We start from the raw sequence: 19,267 nt of genomic DNA, 5'->3' as shown, positions 1-19,267 counted from the left end.
GGCTCGGAACATGACTCGCGAGATCATCACCACAGCGGACGGCGGACACCTCGAAGTTCTCACCACGGGTGGTGACCTGACAGGGGCAGGTTCCGGCGTCGTGGTGGTCCCCGCCTCCATGGTGACCGCCGCCGATTACACGCGTTTTGCGCAGAAGCTGAGCGAAGCCCTGGGCCGGCCGGTTCACACGTTCAACCGTCGCGGGCGGGGCAACTCTTCACCACAGGCAGAGGACTACACCCTGGAAGCCGACATCCGGGACCTCTCGGCGGTCATGAAGCACACCGTCAGCACCGACGTCTTCGGCCACAGCTTTGGCGGGGCAGTGGCGCTCCATGCCGCACGAACGTTGCCCGTGGAGCGGCTCGCAGTGTACGACCCCGCAGTTTCGGTCAACCACAGCGTCAAAGCCGACTGGACGCCGGAATATGAACGCGCGACGGCGGCGGGAGACTACGACCGTGGCCTCGCCGTCCTGATCAAGGGCGTTGAAACCGGCGGCGCCTTTTCGCGGATGCCGCTGTCCATGCTGACACTCGCCACCAAACTCACCTCGGGAACGCCCATGGGGAAGCAGATGCGTGAGCTCATGACCTGTGGAGTGCGGGAAATCAAGGCCGTGATCGCCGCTGACATGCCCGCTGAACCGTTCCTTGAACTGCCCCTGGAAACACTGATCGTTGTGGGTGAAAAGAGCCCGGCCTACTTCGGTGTGGCCTGCGGGCAGATCCACGATGTCCTGTCCGGTTCCAGTTACACCATCCTGCCGGGGTTCGGGCACGATGGGCCCAACAAGGCGCCGGACAAGTTGATCTCTGAGTTGTCGGTGTTCTTCTCGGGGTAGCGGCTACCCGAGTTCTTCTCGGGGTAGCGGCTACCCGATCAGGTCGCGTTTGTGCGCGTTCCGGGCGCTGGGAACGGCCTGGTTTGCGATCTGGTTTGGGGGTTAAGTGGCTCTTCACGGTAGATGGTGAATCGGGTCTCGTGTCTTGAGAGCTGAAGGGCTCGTAGCCCTGCTGTGATGGATGTTCTCTACGCATTCATCAAGTCAGGAGCTACGAGCCTTGATCGAGCCTACTTCCCCGCACCCTGATGCTGCCACCGCCATCATCAACCTGCCCGACTACCGCGTCACCGGCACCGAGATCCTGGGCTTCGGGCAGCGGCGGGTCAGTGTCGAAGCCACCGCAGAGGCCGGCTGCCCGTCCTGCGGCGTGATCAGCGCCCGGGTTCATTCCCGCCGGCCACAACGGCTGCGTGACATCCCCATCGCCGGGCCAGTCGAAGTGGTCTGGGCCAAGCGGAGGTTCTTCTGCGATGAGTACTTGTGCCCTCAGCAGACGTTCACCGAGGAAACAAGCCAGGTTCCCCGCCGGGCACGGTCCACCCGCCGCCTTCGCGACGCGCTCGTAGCTGCCGTGATCGGGTCCGGACGGGCAGCAATGGAAGCAGCCTCATCCTTCGGGGTGTCGTGGTGGCTGGTCCAGCGGGCCCTGGACTCGGCGGCCGCGCTGACGCTGCCCGACGTTGATGCAATGGCACCGCGGATGCTTGGGATTGATGAACACCGCTACCGGTCGGTCCGGTTCTTCCGCGATCCCGCCACCAAAGCCTGGAAACGCTACGAACCATGGATGACCACAATCGTCGATCTGGACACCGGTCAAGTTCTAGGCATCGTGGACGGCCGCGACAGTGATGGCGTCGGCGACTGGCTCTTCGCCCGCCCGCTTGAATGGCGGTTGGGCGTGCAGGTCGTCGCGATCGACCCCTCTGCAGCGTTCCGCAAGGCCCTGCGGATGTGGCTGCCACGCACCGCCGTGTCAGTTGATGCGTTTCACCTGGTCAAGCTCGGCAACGACATGCTCACCGAAGTCCGGCAACGCCTCACCCAGCAAGTCCACGGCCGCAGAGGACGCTCCATCGACCCGGTCTGGGCCAACCGGCGTCTGCTGCTGCGAGCCGGCGACACACTCTCGGACCGGGCACGAGACAGGCTCAGCACCGTTTTCGCGACCGACGACGCCACCGGGAAACTGCAGGCCGCATGGTTGGTCAAAGAACAGCTCCGAACCCTCCTCGCGACCGGGTCCCTCGCCGACGCTGCTGCCGCGAAAGACCGTTTGCAATCCCTGGTCGAGAAGGCCACACAACCGGAAACGAACCGGCTCTGGCGCACGGTCTGCCGCTGGTGGAAAGAGATTGAAGTCCTCATTGTCACCGGCGCGACAACAGCGAAAGTCGAAGCCAACAACACCGCCATAAAACACATCAAAAGGACAGGTCGGGGATTCACCAACGCACGGAACTACAAAACGCGTATCCTGTTGCGCAGTGCCGTTAGAACAGCGGCATGAACATCCGCCACGGCAGAACATTCACCACGAACCGTGAAGAGCCGGTTAAGTGGGTTTAGCCCCGGTTGTTGTGGTCGGGGTTTTTGTGTGGGTGGTTAATGTGGGAGACCCCCCAACGTGGTTGGGGGGTCTCGACCTGAATGGTTGTCCGGCGGTGTCCTACTCTCCCACACCCTCCCGGGTGCAGTACCATCGGCGCTGTGGGTCTTAGCTTCCGGGTTCGGAATGGGACCGGGCGTTTCCCCCACGCTATGACCGCCGTAACCTTGTTACCCGTCCCCCGTGTTGGTGGGGGTGGGAAGTTTTTGGTTACAACTGTGGTGTTGTTATTTGGTTGTGGTTGGTTTTCCTGAACGGTTGTTGTTCGGGAACCACATAGTGGACGCGTGCATGCAAGTGTGTGTGGTGTTAGTTGTTGGCCTATTAGTACCGGTCAGCTTCACGAGTCTTTGGTCCTCGCTTCCACGTCCGGCCTATCAACCCAGTGGTCTGGCTGGGGGCCTCTCACACGCTAGGTGTGTGGAAATCTCATCTTGAAGCGAGCTTCCCGCTTAGATGCTTTCAGCGGTTATCCCATCCGAACGTAGCTAATCAGCGGTGCACTTGGCAGTACAACTGACACACCAGAGGTTCGTCCGTCCCGGTCCTCTCGTACTAAGGACAGCCCTTCTCAAATTTCCTGCGCGCGCAGCGGATAGGGACCGAACTGTCTCACGACGTTCTAAACCCAGCTCGCGTACCGCTTTAATGGGCGAACAGCCCAACCCTTGGGACCTACTCCAGCCCCAGGATGCGACGAGCCGACATCGAGGTGCCAAACCATGCCGTCGATATGGACTCTTGGGCAAGATCAGCCTGTTATCCCCGAGGTACCTTTTATCCGTTGAGCGACGGCCATTCCACAATGTACCGCCGGATCACTAGTCCCGACTTTCGTCCCTGCTTGAGATGTCTCTCTCACAGTCAAGCTCCCTTGTGCACTTACACTCGACACCTGATTGCCAACCAGGCTGAGGGAACCTTTGGGCGCCTCCGTTACTCTTTAGGAGGCAACCGCCCCAGTTAAACTACCCATCAGGCACTGTCCCTGACCCGGATCACGGGCCGAAGTTAGATGTCCAAAGTGACCAGAGTGGTATTTCAACGATGACTCCACCCGAACTGGCGTCCGGGCTTCAACGTCTCCCACCTATCCTACACAAGCCACTCCGAACACCAATACCAAACTATAGTAAAGGTCTCGGGGTCTTTCCGTCCTGCTGCGCGTAACGAGCATCTTTACTCGTACTGCAATTTCGCCGAGTTTATGGTTGAGACAGCGGGGAAGTCGTTACTCCATTCGTGCAGGTCGGAACTTACCCGACAAGGAATTTCGCTACCTTAGGATGGTTATAGTTACCACCGCCGTTTACTGGGGCTTAAATTCTCAGCTTCGCCACGCGAGGTGGCTAACCGGTCCTCTTAACCTTCCAGCACCGGGCAGGAGTCAGTCCGTATACATCGTCTTGCGACTTCGCACGGACCTGTGTTTTTAGTAAACAGTCGCTTCCCCCTGGTCTCTGCGGCCCACACCCGCTCCACAACGCAAGGTCGTTTCACGGGGCAGGCCCCCCTTCTCCCGAAGTTACGGGGGCATTTTGCCGAGTTCCTTAACCATAATTCTCTCGATCGCCTTGGTATTCTCTACCTGATCACCTGTGTCGGTTTGGGGTACGGGCAGCTAAAACCTCGCGTCGATGCTTTTCTAGGCAGCATAGGATCACCGGATCCCCCCGAACGGGGGTCCCATCAGATCTCAGGAGCGTGCTCGAAGCACACAGGAACGGATTTGCCTATCCCTGACCCTACATCCTTGGACCGGGGCTACCATCGCCCGGCCCGGCTACCTTCCTGCGTCACACCTGTTAATACGCTTACCTCCCGGGATCAGGTCCCAGCCACCACCACAACCATCACACCACAAGTGGTGATCCGGGCAGGGTGGGGGGTGGTTAGTATCCCCCGCTCAGTATTGGCGGTTTTTCGCCGGTACGGGAATATCAACCCGTTGTCCATCGACTACGCCTGTCGGCCTCGCCTTAGGTCCCGACTTACCCAGGGCAGATTAGCTTGACCCTGGAACCCTTGATCATTCGGCGGACGGGTTTCCCACCCGTCTTTCGCTACTCATGCCTGCATTCTCACTCGTGTAGGCTCCACCGCTGGTTTCCACCGCGACTTCACCGCCCACACGACGCTCCCCTACCCATCCACACCCCTGAACCACAAAGGGCTGAGGTATATGTGTGAATGCCACAACTTCGGCGGTGTACTTGAGCCCCGCTACATTGTCGGCGCGGAATCACTTGACCAGTGAGCTATTACGCACTCTTTCAAGGATGGCTGCTTCTAAGCCAACCTCCTGGTTGTCTAAGCAACTCCACATCCTTTCCCACTTAGCACACGCTTAGGGGCCTTAGTTGGTGGTCTGGGCTGTTTCCCTCTCGACTATGAAGCTTATCCCCCACAGTCTCACTGCTGCGCTCTGACTTACCGGCATTCGGAGTTTGGCTGACGTCAGTAACCTTGTAGGGCCCATCGGCCATCCAGTAGCTCTACCTCCGGCAAGAAACACGCAACGCTGCACCTAAATGCATTTCGGGGAGAACCAGCTATCACGGAGTTTGATTGGCCTTTCACCCCTACCCACAGCTCATCCCCTCCATTTTCAACTGAAGTGGGTTCGGTCCTCCACGACGTCTTACCGTCGCTTCAACCTGGCCATGGGTAGATCACTCCGCTTCGGGTCTAGATCACGCCACTCAAACGCCCTGTTCAGACTCGCTTTCGCTACGGCTGCCCCACACGGGTTAACCTCGCGACGTAACACTAACTCGCAGGCTCATTCTTCAAAAGGCACGCCATCACAACAACAAGGCTGCTCTGACGGATTGTAAGCACACGGTTTCAGGTACTGTTTCACTCCCCTCCCGGGGTACTTTTCACCTTTCCCTCACGGTACTGGTCCGCTATCGGTCATCAGGAAGTATTTAGGCTTATCAGGTGGTCCTGACAGATTCACACGGGATTTCTCGGGCCCCGTGCTACTTGGGATCCTCACCAAAGGCGGTGCACAACATTACGGTTACGGGACTCACACCCTCTCTGGCCGGCCTTTCAAGACCGTTCACCTATACCTGCACTCTCACCCCACCGGTCCGGCAGAACCAGTACAGCAAGTCCCACAACCCCGCCCACGCAACGCCCGCCGGCTATCACACATGGGTCGGTTTAGCCTCATCCGCGTTCGCTCGCCACTACTAACGGAATCACTCTTGTTTTCTCTTCCTACGGGTACTGAGATGTTTCACTTCCCCGCGTTCCCCCCACGCACCCTATGAGTTCAGGTACGGGTCACACAATCACCTCACAGCGTTGTGCGGGGTTTCCCCATTCGGACATCCTGGGATCACCGCTCGGTTATCAACTCCCCCAGGCTTATCGCAGATTCCTACGTCCTTCTTCGGCTCCTGATGCCAAGGCATCCACCGTGCGCCCTTAAAAACTAGACCACACACACCAAACCCCCTCAAGGGGCCTGGCTGATGCTTGAATCCATTCGAGAGAACCACAGGAAAACCACCACCCACCCAACAGGCAGGCAGCAGTCCCAGGTTCTAAATCAAAGAAATTGCTACGAACACACACACCCAACAGGTGCATGCGTCCAGATGCTCGCGTCCACTATGTAGTTCTCAAACAACAACCCCAACAACCACCCCCACCACACAACCCCCACAAACAAAACAGGGGTACCCGTGTGACAAGGAAACGGCCGCAGGAAAACAAAGAAACACCAGAAACGTGTCTCCCCGCAAAAAGCTGCGTGAAGGTCCTGTTGCCTCAGGACCCAACAGTGCGCCAAACACAACCCCCACCACCAACACCCCGGCACCTTCCAAACAACCCCACCACAAAAGGACAGGACCGCCGTACTAACACCAGAACACCAGCAGCAAAAACCATGCCACCACAAAAAATGATTCGTTGATATTCCACCCATGAGCACCCACCGCAGAACATCCGCCTGCGCAATGGGCAACACTGACAACCACCAACACCCCCTACAGGGGCACCGACAGCTGTTAGCAGCTCCTTAGAAAGGAGGTGATCCAGCCGCACCTTCCGGTACGGCTACCTTGTTACGACTTAGTCCCAATCGCCGGTCCCACCTTCGACGGCTCCCCCCACAAGGGTTAGGCCACCGGCTTCGGGTGTTACCAACTTTCGTGACTTGACGGGCGGTGTGTACAAGGCCCGGGAACGTATTCACCGCAGCGTTGCTGATCTGCGATTACTAGCGACTCCGACTTCATGGGGTCGAGTTGCAGACCCCAATCCGAACTGAGACCGGCTTTTTGGGATTAGCTCCACCTCACAGTATCGCAACCCTTTGTACCGGCCATTGTAGCATGCGTGAAGCCCAAGACATAAGGGGCATGATGATTTGACGTCGTCCCCACCTTCCTCCGAGTTGACCCCGGCAGTCTCCTATGAGTCCCCGGCCGAACCGCTGGCAACATAGAACGAGGGTTGCGCTCGTTGCGGGACTTAACCCAACATCTCACGACACGAGCTGACGACAACCATGCACCACCTGTAAACCGGCCGCAAGCGGGGCACCTGTCTCCAGGTCTTTCCGGTCCATGTCAAGCCTTGGTAAGGTTCTTCGCGTTGCATCGAATTAATCCGCATGCTCCGCCGCTTGTGCGGGCCCCCGTCAATTCCTTTGAGTTTTAGCCTTGCGGCCGTACTCCCCAGGCGGGGCACTTAATGCGTTAGCTACGGCGCGGAAAACGTGGAATGTCCCCCACACCTAGTGCCCAACGTTTACGGCATGGACTACCAGGGTATCTAATCCTGTTCGCTCCCCATGCTTTCGCTCCTCAGCGTCAGTTACAGCCCAGAGACCTGCCTTCGCCATCGGTGTTCCTCCTGATATCTGCGCATTTCACCGCTACACCAGGAATTCCAGTCTCCCCTACTGCACTCTAGTCTGCCCGTACCCACTGCAGAACCGGAGTTGAGCCCCGGTCTTTCACAGCAGACGCGACAAACCGCCTACGAGCTCTTTACGCCCAATAATTCCGGATAACGCTTGCGCCCTACGTATTACCGCGGCTGCTGGCACGTAGTTAGCCGGCGCTTCTTCTGCAAGTACCGTCACCCCGAAAGGCTTCTTCCCTACTGAAAGAGGTTTACAACCCGAAGGCCGTCATCCCTCACGCGGCGTCGCTGCATCAGGCTTGCGCCCATTGTGCAATATTCCCCACTGCTGCCTCCCGTAGGAGTCTGGGCCGTGTCTCAGTCCCAGTGTGGCCGGTCACCCTCTCAGGCCGGCTACCCGTCGTCGCCTTGGTAGGCCATTACCCCACCAACAAGCTGATAGGCCGCGAGTCCATCCAAAACCACAAAAGCTTTCCACCACCATGACATGCGCCAGATGGTCATATCCGGTATTAGACCCAGTTTCCCAGGCTTATCCCAGAGTCAAGGGCAGGTTACTCACGTGTTACTCACCCGTTCGCCACTAATCCCCCCAGCAAGCTGGAGATCATCGTTCGACTTGCATGTGTTAAGCACGCCGCCAGCGTTCATCCTGAGCCAGGATCAAACTCTCCGTCAAAGTAAAACAAAAACGAAAACACAACAACCCCCACCGGAAAAAGACAGGAGAAGCCATGCAAAAATCTGAAACCAGCTGAAAACCAAACCACCACACACGGGGGTGCACGGCGGCCCGGCAAAATCCAACCAATCAAAAAACAATCGGTATCAACAAACTTGGCACACTATTGAGTTCTCAAACAACAGACCCTCCAAAACATAACCCCGAAGCGCACCACACAAAGCAGCACACCCACCAAGGGCCATTGGAAAAGAAGAGTTATTTATCCGCCGCCTCCCGGCCCGTACACACCTTCCGGCTTTCCGTTCCGCTCCCGGCGACTCAGAAAACAATACACGCCCCCAACCCCCAACGCAAATCAACCCACTGCAGGGCCTCTCGAAGGCAACCGGACACACCGTTGTCCCATATGAAGCGCTCATGAATCTCCCGTGAAGAAGCCACGATCCACGGGCTATCCGCCCCCGCTCCACCGCCCGGTCCAGGCCGCCGGCCCCCGGCGCTTGCGACGAACCGCCTCATCCAGGGGCCACCCTCCGCTGACGTTTCTGGCTGGACGTTGTGCCGTGGTGGGAGGATTGGCACATGGAACTGCACATCACAGGAGATCCCACAGCCGACCGACTGCTCAGTGACGACGCTTTCGCGCTGCTGACGGGAATGCTGCTTGACCAACAGGTCACTATGGAGTCCGCCTTTGCGGGGCCCGAGAAGATCCGCACCCGCATTGGCTCCCTCGAGCCTGGAGCCATCGCCGGCTACGATCCGGCAGGCTTCGTAGAGGTCTTCAAGGAAACACCTGCCGTCCACCGCTTCCCTGGCTCCATGGCAGGACGCGTCCAGGCCCTGGCCGAAACGGTCCACAACGACTGGGGCGGCGACGCCACCGCGATCTGGACCCGCGGCAACCCGGATGGACCTGAAGTTCTCCGCCGGTTGAAAGCACTGCCCGGTTTCGGGGACCAGAAAGCGAAGATCTTCCTGGCCCTCCTCGGGAAGCAATGCGGCCTCCAGGCTGAAGGCTGGCGCGAGGCCGCGGGCCACTACGGCAACGAAGGCTCATACCTCTCAGTGGCGGACATTGTGAGTCCGGAATCTCTGGCCAAGGTCCGTGCGAGCAAGCAGGCTGCCAAGGCTGCTGCCAAAGCCGCGAAGGCCTGAGGTTCCCTGCCGCAATCAGCGAAAGCGCCGACCGTCCAGGCGATTTCCAGGGGTCGTTGCAACACCTGTTGGTTAGGTGGTTAGTAGTAAATCACGTAAACGCTCGGCTGGAGTTTTCCAGCCGAGCGTTTTGCGTGGGCGGCCGTTGAGTTCCTGGGCTACGTGCTCGAGGTCTTCGGGTCCGTAAACGGACAAGTCGGTGCCTTTGGGGAAGTACTGTCGCAGCAACCCGTTGGTGTTCTCGTTGGATCCGCGTTGCCAGGGGCTAGCCGGGTCGCAGAAGTAGACCTGCATGTCGGTGGCGAGGGTGAAGGAATTGTGGCCTGCCATTTCAGCGCCTTGGTCCCAGGTAAGGGAGCCTCGCAGGTGCGCCGGCAGGGTGGCCATGGACTTGATGAGGCCGTCGCGGACTGTTTCGGCGGTGTGGTCGTCCATCCGGGGATTGGAATTGCGGGCAAGTTCCCGGCTGACTGTTGAAGCCGGTCGTGCCAGGGTGCGGGCGATCGCCCTGATGGAGGACCCTGCTGCTTGCAGGTCCCGGATCATCTCCCGTTCCTGGACGTTGAGGTATCGCGGGTCGATGGGCCTCTCCAGGGCCGATACCGGGACCGGCATGGGTCCGGCCGCACTGCCGGGAGGAATCATGGTGATCACACCACGTTTGTAATCGATGACGCGGCCGTCGGGGTAAATGCGTCTCCCACCAGTCTTCCGGATTCCTTGATCCCACTCTTCGGCGGTTCGCAGATGTATCCCGATCGCCGTGGCAGCTTTGCGCCGACTTACGCCGGTCTTGCGCAGCCGGAAGTACTCATCCCGCCCCGGGTGAGGGCCCGCGCCCGGTTTCCCATGGCTTTTCAGCCCGGCTTTACGAACCCAATCCGGCGCATGTATCAGGGTTCAGTGCGAGTTCCCTTGCAGCTTTCCTCGTGCTCTTGATCCGGTCGAACACTTTGAAGAACTCCGCCTTCTGGGCCGGGGTGTATTTCCGCTGCCCAGCCTTGCGATCCCGGGGGGCCCGTTGAGGGAGTCGTGATTTATGCACCCACTGATAGCACGTCATCTGATTGAAGCCGAGCTCCGCAGCGGCCGCGCTCACGCTCCCACAACGATCCAACACAAGGAAGAAATCGGCCTTCTGCTCGGGCGTGTACTTCCTCCGCCCGGCAGTTTTCCCCGTTAAAGACGACACGGTCGTTGCAACTCCCAAAAATTCTGGGTGTTGCAACGACCGTTAGAACCCGCCCCGTGGTCGGGGTTTTTGTGTGGGTGGTTAATGTGGGAGACCCCCCAACGTGGTTGGGGGGTCTCGACCTGTGAATGGTTGTCCGGCGGTGTCCTACTCTCCCACACCCTCCCGGGTGCAGTACCATCGGCGCTGTGGGTCTTAGCTTCCGGGTTCGGAATGGGACCGGGCGTTTCCCCCACGCTATGACCGCCGTAACCTTGTTACCCGTCCCCCCGTGTTGGTGGGGGTGGGAAGTTTTTGGTTACAACTGTGGTGTTGTTATTTGGTTGTGGTTGGTTTTCCTGAACGGGTTGTTGTTCGGGAACCACATAGTGGACGCGTGCATGCAAGTGTGTGTGGTGTTAGTTGTTGGCCTATTAGTACCGGTCAGCTTCACGAGTCTTTGGTCCTCGCTTCCACGTCCGGCCTATCAACCCAGTGGTCTGGCTGGGGGCCTCTCACACGCTAGGTGTGTGGAAATCTCATCTTGAAGCGAGCTTCCCGCTTAGATGCTTTCAGCGGTTATCCCATCCGAACGTAGCTAATCAGCGGTGCACTTGGCAGTACAACTGACACACCAGAGGTTCGTCCGTCCCGGTCCTCTCGTACTAAGGACAGCCCTTCTCAAATTTCCTGCGCGCGCAGCGGATAGGGACCGAACTGTCTCACGACGTTCTAAACCCAGCTCGCGTACCGCTTTAATGGGCGAACAGCCCAACCCTTGGGACCTACTCCAGCCCCAGGATGCGACGAGCCGACATCGAGGTGCCAAACCATGCCGTCGATATGGACTCTTGGGCAAGATCAGCCTGTTATCCCCGAGGTACCTTTTATCCGTTGAGCGACGGCCATTCCACAATGTACCGCCGGATCACTAGTCCCGACTTTCGTCCCTGCTTGAGATGTCTCTCTCACAGTCAAGCTCCCTTGTGCACTTACACTCGACACCTGATTGCCAACCAGGCTGAGGGAACCTTTGGGCGCCTCCGTTACTCTTTAGGAGGCAACCGCCCCAGTTAAACTACCCATCAGGCACTGTCCCTGACCCGGATCACGGGCCGAAGTTAGATGTCCAAAGTGACCAGAGTGGTATTTCAACGATGACTCCACCCGAACTGGCGTCCGGGCTTCAACGTCTCCCACCTATCCTACACAAGCCACTCCGAACACCAATACCAAACTATAGTAAAGGTCTCGGGGTCTTTCCGTCCTGCTGCGCGTAACGAGCATCTTTACTCGTACTGCAATTTCGCCGAGTTTATGGTTGAGACAGCGGGGAAGTCGTTACTCCATTCGTGCAGGTCGGAACTTACCCGACAAGGAATTTCGCTACCTTAGGATGGTTATAGTTACCACCGCCGTTTACTGGGGCTTAAATTCTCAGCTTCGCCACGCGAGGTGGCTAACCGGTCCTCTTAACCTTCCAGCACCGGGCAGGAGTCAGTCCGTATACATCGTCTTGCGACTTCGCACGGACCTGTGTTTTTAGTAAACAGTCGCTTCCCCCTGGTCTCTGCGGCCCACACCCGCTCCACAACGCAAGGTCGTTTCACGGGGCAGGCCCCCCTTCTCCCGAAGTTACGGGGGCATTTTGCCGAGTTCCTTAACCATAATTCTCTCGATCGCCTTGGTATTCTCTACCTGATCACCTGTGTCGGTTTGGGGTACGGGCAGCTAAAACCTCGCGTCGATGCTTTTCTAGGCAGCATAGGATCACCGGATCCCCCCGAACGGGGGTCCCATCAGATCTCAGGAGCGTGCTCGAAGCACACAGGAACGGATTTGCCTATCCCTGACCCTACATCCTTGGACCGGGGCTACCATCGCCCGGCCCGGCTACCTTCCTGCGTCACACCTGTTAATACGCTTACCTCCCGGGATCAGGTCCCAGCCACCACCACAACCATCACACCACAAGTGGTGATCCGGGCAGGGTGGGGGGTGGTTAGTATCCCCCGCTCAGTATTGGCGGTTTTTCGCCGGTACGGGAATATCAACCCGTTGTCCATCGACTACGCCTGTCGGCCTCGCCTTAGGTCCCGACTTACCCAGGGCAGATTAGCTTGACCCTGGAACCCTTGATCATTCGGCGGACGGGTTTCCCACCCGTCTTTCGCTACTCATGCCTGCATTCTCACTCGTGTAGGCTCCACCGCTGGTTTCCACCGCGACTTCACCGCCCACACGACGCTCCCCTACCCATCCACACCCCTGAACCACAAAGGGCTGAGGTATATGTGTGAATGCCACAACTTCGGCGGTGTACTTGAGCCCCGCTACATTGTCGGCGCGGAATCACTTGACCAGTGAGCTATTACGCACTCTTTCAAGGATGGCTGCTTCTAAGCCAACCTCCTGGTTGTCTAAGCAACTCCACATCCTTTCCCACTTAGCACACGCTTAGGGGCCTTAGTTGGTGGTCTGGGCTGTTTCCCTCTCGACTATGAAGCTTATCCCCCACAGTCTCACTGCTGCGCTCTGACTTACCGGCATTCGGAGTTTGGCTGACGTCAGTAACCTTGTAGGGCCCATCGGCCATCCAGTAGCTCTACCTCCGGCAAGAAACACGCAACGCTGCACCTAAATGCATTTCGGGGAGAACCAGCTATCACGGAGTTTGATTGGCCTTTCACCCCTACCCACAGCTCATCCCCTCCATTTTCAACTGAAGTGGGTTCGGTCCTCCACGACGTCTTACCGTCGCTTCAACCTGGCCATGGGTAGATCACTCCGCTTCGGGTCTAGATCACGCCACTCAAACGCCCTGTTCAGACTCGCTTTCGCTACGGCTGCCCCACACGGGTTAACCTCGCGACGTAACACTAACTCGCAGGCTCATTCTTCAAAAGGCACGCCATCACAACAACAAGGCTGCTCTGACGGATTGTAAGCACACGGTTTCAGGTACTGTTTCACTCCCCTCCCGGGGTACTTTTCACCTTTCCCTCACGGTACTGGTCCGCTATCGGTCATCAGGAAGTATTTAGGCTTATCAGGTGGTCCTGACAGATTCACACGGGATTTCTCGGGCCCCGTGCTACTTGGGATCCTCACCAAAGGCGGTGCACAACATTACGGTTACGGGACTCACACCCTCTCTGGCCGGCCTTTCAAGACCGTTCACCTATACCTGCACTCTCACCCCACCGGTCCGGCAGAACCAGTACAGCAAGTCCCACAACCCCGCCCACGCAACGCCCGCCGGCTATCACACATGGGTCGGTTTAGCCTCATCCGCGTTCGCTCGCCACTACTAACGGAATCACTCTTGTTTTCTCTTCCTACGGGTACTGAGATGTTTCACTTCCCCGCGTTCCCCCCACGCACCCTATGAGTTCAGGTACGGGTCACACAATCACCTCACAGCGTTGTGCGGGGTTTCCCCATTCGGACATCCTGGGATCACCGCTCGGTTATCAACTCCCCCAGGCTTATCGCAGATTCCTACGTCCTTCTTCGGCTCCTGATGCCAAGGCATCCACCGTGCGCCCTTAAAAACTAGACCACACACACCAAACCCCCTCAAGGGGCCTGGCTGATGCTTGAATCCATTCGAGAGAACCACAGGAAAACCACCACCCACCCAACAGGCAGGCAGCAGTCCCAGGTTCTAAATCAAAGAAATTGCTACGAACACACACACCCAACAGGTGCATGCGTCCAGATGCTCGCGTCCACTATGTAGTTCTCAAACAACAACCCCAACAACCACCCCCACCACACAACCCCCACAAACAAAACAGGGGTACCCGTGTGACAAGGAAACGGCCGCAGGAAAACAAAGAAACACCAGAAACGTGTCTCCCCGCAAAAAGCTGCGTGAAGGTCCTGTTGCCTCAGGACCCAACAGTGCGCCAAACACAACCCCCACCACCAACACCCCGGCACCTTCCAAACAACCCCACCACAAAAGGACAGGACCGCCGTACTAACACCAGAACACCAGCAGCAAAAACCATGCCACCACAAAAAATGATTCGTTGATATTCCACCCATGAGCACCCACCGCAGAACATCCGCCTGCGCAATGGGCAACACTGACAACCACCAACACCCCCTACAGGGGCACCGACAGCTGTTAGCAGCTCCTTAGAAAGGAGGTGATCCAGCCGCACCTTCCGGTACGGCTACCTTGTTACGACTTAGTCCCAATCGCCGGTCCCACCTTCGACGGCTCCCCCCACAAGGGTTAGGCCACCGGCTTCGGGTGTTACCAACTTTCGTGACTTGACGGGCGGTGTGTACAAGGCCCGGGAACGTATTCACCGCAGCGTTGCTGATCTGCGATTACTAGCGACTCCGACTTCATGGGGTCGAGTTGCAGACCCCAATCCGAACTGAGACCGGCTTTTTGGGATTAGCTCCACCTCACAGTATCGCAACCCTTTGTACCGGCCATTGTAGCATGCGTGAAGCCCAAGACATAAGGGGCATGATGATTTGACGTCGTCCCCACCTTCCTCCGAGTTGACCCCGGCAGTCTCCTATGAGTCCCCGGCCGAACCGCTGGCAACATAGAACGAGGGTTGCGCTCGTTGCGGGACTTAACCCAACATCTCACGACACGAGCTGACGACAACCATGCACCACCTGTAAACCGGCCGCAAGCGGGGCACCTGTCTCCAGGTCTTTCCGGTCCATGTCAAGCCTTGGTAAGGTTCTTCGCGTTGCATCGAATTAATCCGCATGCTCCGCCGCTTGTGCGGGCCCCCGTCAATTCCTTTGAGTTTTAGCCTTGCGGCCGTACTCCCCAGGCGGGGCACTTAATGCGTTAGCTACGGCGCGGAAAACGTGGAATGTCCCCCACACCTAGTGCCCAACGTTTACGGCATGGACTACCAGGGTATCTAATCCTGTTCGCTCCCCATGCTTTCGCTCCTCAGCGTCAGTTACAGCCCAGAGACCTGCCTTCGCCATCGGTGTTCCTCCTGATATCTGCGCATTTCACCGCTACACCAGGAATTCCAGTCTCCCCTACTGCACTCTAGTCTGCCCGTACCCACTGCAGAACCGGAGTTGAGCCCCGGTCTTTCACAGCAGACGCGACAAACCGCCTACGAGCTCTTTACGCCCAATAATTCCGGATAACGCTTGCGCCCTACGTATTACCGCGGCTGCTGGCACGTAGTTAGCCGGCGCTTCTTCTGCAAGTACCGTCACCCCGAAAGGCTTCTTCCCTACTGAAAGAGGTTTACAACCCGAAGGCCGTCATCCCTCACGCGGCGTCGCTGCATCAGGCTTGCGCCCATTGTGCAATATTCCCCACTGCTGCCTCCCGTAGGAGTCTGGGCCGTGTCTCAGTCCCAGTGTGGCCGGTCACCCTCTCAGGCCGGCTACCCGTCGTCGCCTTGGTAGGCCATTACCCCACCAACAAGCTGATAGGCCGCGAGTCCATCCAAAACCACAAAAGCTTTCCACCACCATGACATGCGCCAGATGGTCATATCCGGTATTAGACCCAGTTTCCCAGGCTTATCCCAGAGTCAAGGGCAGGTTACTCACGTGTTACTCACCCGTTCGCCACTAATCCCCCCAGCAAGCTGGAGATCATCGTTCGACTTGCATGTGTTAAGCACGCCGCCAGCGTTCATCCTGAGCCAGGATCAAACTCTCCGTCAAAGTAAAACAAAAACGAAAACACAACAACCCCCACCGGAAAAAGACAGGAGAAGCCATGCAAAAATCTGAAACCAGCTGAAAACCAAACCACCACACACGGGGGTGCACGGCGGCCCGGCAAAATCCAACCAATCAAAAAACAATCGGTATCAACAAACTTGGCACACTATTGAGTTCTCAAACAACAGGTCACAAACCAGCACCACCACCAACCACACAGGCCAGCAGATCGCTCCGGAGCAACTTTTCAAACTTACCCGAACCAGCCTCACAAAGCAAACCAGCCCAAGCCCCCACCAACCCCGACAGCACACCAAAGCACCACCGGAAACCGGCCATTCAAAAGGGAGATTGTCGCCTTCAAACCCGCATCAGCGGCGGCAACTCGAATAACTTTACACACCCCCAACACCACAAACAAATCCACAACCCGTGAACCCCATCACACCCCACAACCACGCGCCGGGAAGTGAGAGAGCGTCGGCCCGAAAGCCAACACAGGTGAGAGAGCATCGGCCCAAAACGGGCGATAGATGAGAGAGGGACGGCTCAAAAGCCAACATAGGTGAGAGAGGGACGGCTCAAAAGCCAATATAGATGAGAGAGCGTCGACCCAAAACGAGCGATAGGTGAGAGAGCGTCGACCCAAAACGAGCGATAGGTGAGAGAGCGTCGACCCAAAACGAGCGATAGGTGAGAGAGCGTCGACCCAACACGGGCACCCGGAACTACCCAGGACCAGCGTCCTAGTGGCCGCCGTGGCCTCCTGCGCCCTCGGTCCTGCGCATCATCGAGCCCAGAACTACGGCGGCGACGGCAATGATGGTGGCCGCAAAGAAGGCGGCCTGCATGCCGGCTACCTGCCCGGATTGCGCTGACACTACGGCAAAGATCGACACGAGCAGCGCGGTTCCTGCGGCGCCGGAGACCTGCTGCGCCGTACTGATGATGGCCGAGCCATGGGAGTACAGGTTGGGCGGCAACGGGTTCAGGCCGGTGGTGAAGGCCGGGGTGAAGAGGAGGGCCAGGCCAAGGCTGAGGACAACATGCAGGGTGATGACCCACCAGAGGGCGCTGGATTCATCAAGTCGGGAGAAGGCCCACAGTGTAGCCACCATGAGGACTGATCCCGTAACCGTCAACGGCAGCGGCCCCACTTTGTCGAAGATGCGGCCGATCACCGGGCCCAGCAAGCCCATGGCGAGGCCACCCGGGAGCAGCGCCAGACCGGTTTCCATCGGGGCCAGGTGGAGGGTGTTCTGCAGGTAGAGCGGCAGCAGGATGACGCCGCCAAACAACGCCATCATGGCGACGACCATAAGCAGCGTGGACACCGTGAACATCCGGTAGTTGAAGGCTCGAAGGTCCAGCAGCGGGGCGTCGGATTTCTGCAGCCTGAGCTGACGGACCACGAAAAGCGCCAGGCAGGCCACACCCACAACGAGCGCGATGACGGGGACAATGCCGGCTTCGGCGCCGCCGATCTGGCTCAGCCCGTACACCAGCCCACCAAAGGCAGGAACGGTGAGGATGACTGAAGCAAGGTCCAGCGTCGTTTTTCCACGCTCACCCACATTGGTGAGGTACTTGGCGCCGATCGCGAATGCTGCCAGCGCAACGGGAAGGACGAACACGAACATGAAGCGCCAGGAGAAGTGGTCCAGGATGATGCCGGAAACGGTGGGACCCATGGCCGGCGCCACGGAGATGGCGATGCTGACGTTGCCCATGACGGCGCCACGCCTGGCCATCGGCACCAAGGTGAGGATGGTGGTCATCAGCAGCGGCAGCATGATGGCGGTACCACCGGCCTGCACGATCCGGGCCACCAGCAGCACCAGGAAGCCGGGCGCCAGGGCAGCCAGCAGCGTCCCGCCGCTGAAGAGGCCCATGGCCAGCATGAAGGCACCCCGGGTACTCATCCGTTGCAGGATGAAGCCCGTAGTGGGAATGACCACGGCCATGGTCAGCATGAACCCGGTGGCCAGCCACTGCACGGTGGACGCGTTGACCTGGAGGTCGGTCATGAGCCGCTGCAGGGCAACGTTCATGATGGTTTCGTTGAGGATCACCACGAAGGTGGCAACCAGCAGCGTGACAATGACCGTGACGGATTCGCGGGACATCTTCCCGGAAACGGGTGGCTGCGGGCCCGTCACCTCCGCTGGGGTGGCCTGCGCGGTCGCGGCAGAAACAGGCCCGTCGGACGTGACGTCGGAAGACATGGAAATTCCCTCTGCTTGAGATGTGGTTTCCGGCGATCCATGCCGGTAAAGACAGGAACAGTCTAGACGCCCGCTCCATTCCCGTCAGCAGAAAATCCAAACGTTAGGAATTCAGTGGCACATTGTCAATCAAGCGAACGGGCCCTACTTTCGCGGCAATGATCGCCAGTCCCTCCCCGCGGAACGGCGTCTCCTTGCAGTTCTCGGCGAGGGGTTCCAGGGTGGTGGGGCTGACGACGTCGAAATAGTCCAGTTCCACCCGTGGCTGGGACTTGACGAGCGCGACGGCGGAGTCCAGGTCCAGCGGTTCGTGCGCCTTGGCGCGGGACTCAAGCAGGCGCAATGCCCGCGAGAGCACCAGTGCCGCCTCGCGCTCTTCGTCGGAGAGGAACCGGTTGCGGCTGGAGAGGGCGAGCCCGTCAGCACTCCGGACGGTCGGCACGGGGACGATCTCTACCGGGAAGTTCAGGTCGGCGACCATGCGCTTGACCAGGGCCAGCTGCTGCGCGTCCTTTTGGCCGAAGTAGGCGCGGTAGGCCGCCGTCGTGCCGTCCGAAGCCGCACCGCCGGGAAGTCCATAGTGCAGCAACTTGGCGACCACGGTGAGTGCTCCGTCGAAGTGGCCCGGCCGTGAAGCGCCTTCCCATTTTTCGCCCAGCGGGCCGGAAGTGATCCGGACAAGCGGTTGTCCGCCGGGGTACACCTCGTCCACGGACGGCGCAAAGACCAGGTCCACGCCCTCGGCGTCCAGGAGTTCCATGTCGGCCTCCAAGGTCCGGGGGTAGCGGTCGAGGTCCTGGGCGTCGCCGAACTGAAGGGGATTGACGAAGATGGTGGCAACAACGACGTCGTTTGCCGCTACGGCTGCCCGCGCCAGCGCAGCGTGTCCGGAATGCAGCGCGCCCATGGTGGGCACCAGGCCTTGGGACGAGCCGTTCTTCCCGGCCAGGAGGCGCGCACTTTCCGTGCGGAGCGCGGCCGCTGTAGTGACGAGTTTGATGGCCATGCT

General features: G+C 58.7%; 6 protein-coding genes, 6 rRNA genes and 1 pseudogene. 3 read left to right on the top strand and 10 right to left on the bottom strand.

Features of this window, described 5'->3' with window-relative positions; genetic code table 11:
• The first annotated feature begins 10 nt into the window (after positions 1 to 10).
• Both ACPFL9_RS00780 and ACPFL9_RS00775 read left to right on the top strand, forming a co-directional pair.
• The gene (locus ACPFL9_RS00780) at positions 11 to 844 is read left to right on the top strand and encodes an alpha/beta fold hydrolase (protein WP_426005188.1); all 834 of its coding nucleotides are present in this window, start codon (positions 11 to 13) and stop codon (positions 842 to 844) included.
• 220 nt (positions 845 to 1,064) lie between these two features.
• Complete coding sequence (locus ACPFL9_RS00775) at positions 1,065 to 2,357, top strand: ISL3 family transposase (protein ID WP_426005187.1); 1,293 nt, start codon at positions 1,065 to 1,067, stop codon at positions 2,355 to 2,357.
• A 146-nt stretch (positions 2,358 to 2,503) separates the two neighbouring features.
• Here the strand turns inward: ACPFL9_RS00775 and rrf (ACPFL9_RS00770) are convergent.
• The 3 genes from rrf (ACPFL9_RS00770) to ACPFL9_RS00760 all read right to left on the bottom strand — a co-directional run bounded on the left by rrf (ACPFL9_RS00770) (position 2,504) and on the right by ACPFL9_RS00760 (position 8,022).
• A 5S ribosomal RNA gene (gene rrf, locus ACPFL9_RS00770) occupies positions 2,504 to 2,620 on the bottom strand.
• 139 nt (positions 2,621 to 2,759) lie between these two features.
• Positions 2,760 to 5,908 (bottom strand): 23S ribosomal RNA (locus tag ACPFL9_RS00765).
• A 588-nt stretch (positions 5,909 to 6,496) separates the two neighbouring features.
• Positions 6,497 to 8,022: ribosomal RNA gene (locus ACPFL9_RS00760) — 16S ribosomal RNA — on the bottom strand.
• Together the 16S, 23S and 5S rRNA genes form the textbook arrangement of a ribosomal RNA operon.
• A gap of 588 nt (positions 8,023 to 8,610) precedes the next feature.
• Here ACPFL9_RS00760 and ACPFL9_RS00755 point away from each other — a divergent pair.
• Positions 8,611 to 9,186 (top strand): HhH-GPD-type base excision DNA repair protein, encoded by a 576-nt coding sequence (locus ACPFL9_RS00755; RefSeq protein ID WP_426005186.1) that lies wholly within the window; start codon positions 8,611 to 8,613, stop codon positions 9,184 to 9,186.
• 72 nt (positions 9,187 to 9,258) lie between these two features.
• Here ACPFL9_RS00755 and ACPFL9_RS00750 read toward each other — a convergent pair.
• From ACPFL9_RS00750 to panC, 7 genes and pseudogenes are all read right to left on the bottom strand, one after another.
• Positions 9,259 to 9,615 (bottom strand): annotated as a pseudogene (locus tag ACPFL9_RS00750) (IS30 family transposase); the annotation flags it as partial.
• Positions 9,616 to 10,054: 439 nt separating this feature from the next.
• Positions 10,055 to 10,306, bottom strand: a complete 252-nt coding sequence (locus ACPFL9_RS00745; protein ID WP_426007462.1) for a hypothetical protein — start codon at positions 10,304 to 10,306, stop codon at positions 10,055 to 10,057.
• Positions 10,307 to 10,512: 206 nt separating this feature from the next.
• Positions 10,513 to 10,629 (bottom strand): 5S ribosomal RNA (gene rrf, locus ACPFL9_RS00740).
• Between the two features lie 141 nt (positions 10,630 to 10,770).
• Positions 10,771 to 13,919, bottom strand: a 23S ribosomal RNA gene (locus ACPFL9_RS00735).
• Positions 13,920 to 14,507: 588 nt separating this feature from the next.
• Positions 14,508 to 16,033, bottom strand: a 16S ribosomal RNA gene (locus ACPFL9_RS00730).
• A gap of 746 nt (positions 16,034 to 16,779) precedes the next feature.
• Entirely contained in the window at positions 16,780 to 18,258 is a 1,479-nt protein-coding gene (locus tag ACPFL9_RS00725) for a DHA2 family efflux MFS transporter permease subunit (protein ID WP_426005185.1), read from the bottom strand.
• 103 nt (positions 18,259 to 18,361) lie between these two features.
• Positions 18,362 to 19,264, bottom strand: coding sequence for a pantoate--beta-alanine ligase (gene panC / locus ACPFL9_RS00720; protein WP_426005184.1), 903 nt, complete (start codon positions 19,262 to 19,264; stop codon positions 18,362 to 18,364).
• Between the last annotated feature and the right edge of the window lie 3 nt (positions 19,265 to 19,267).

This window comes from Paenarthrobacter sp. NyZ202 (assembly GCF_049860755.1).
GTDB lineage: Bacteria > Actinomycetota > Actinomycetes > Actinomycetales > Micrococcaceae > Arthrobacter.
Note: the sequence above shows the minus strand (reverse complement) of the source record. Positions and strands in the feature narration are given on the sequence as shown.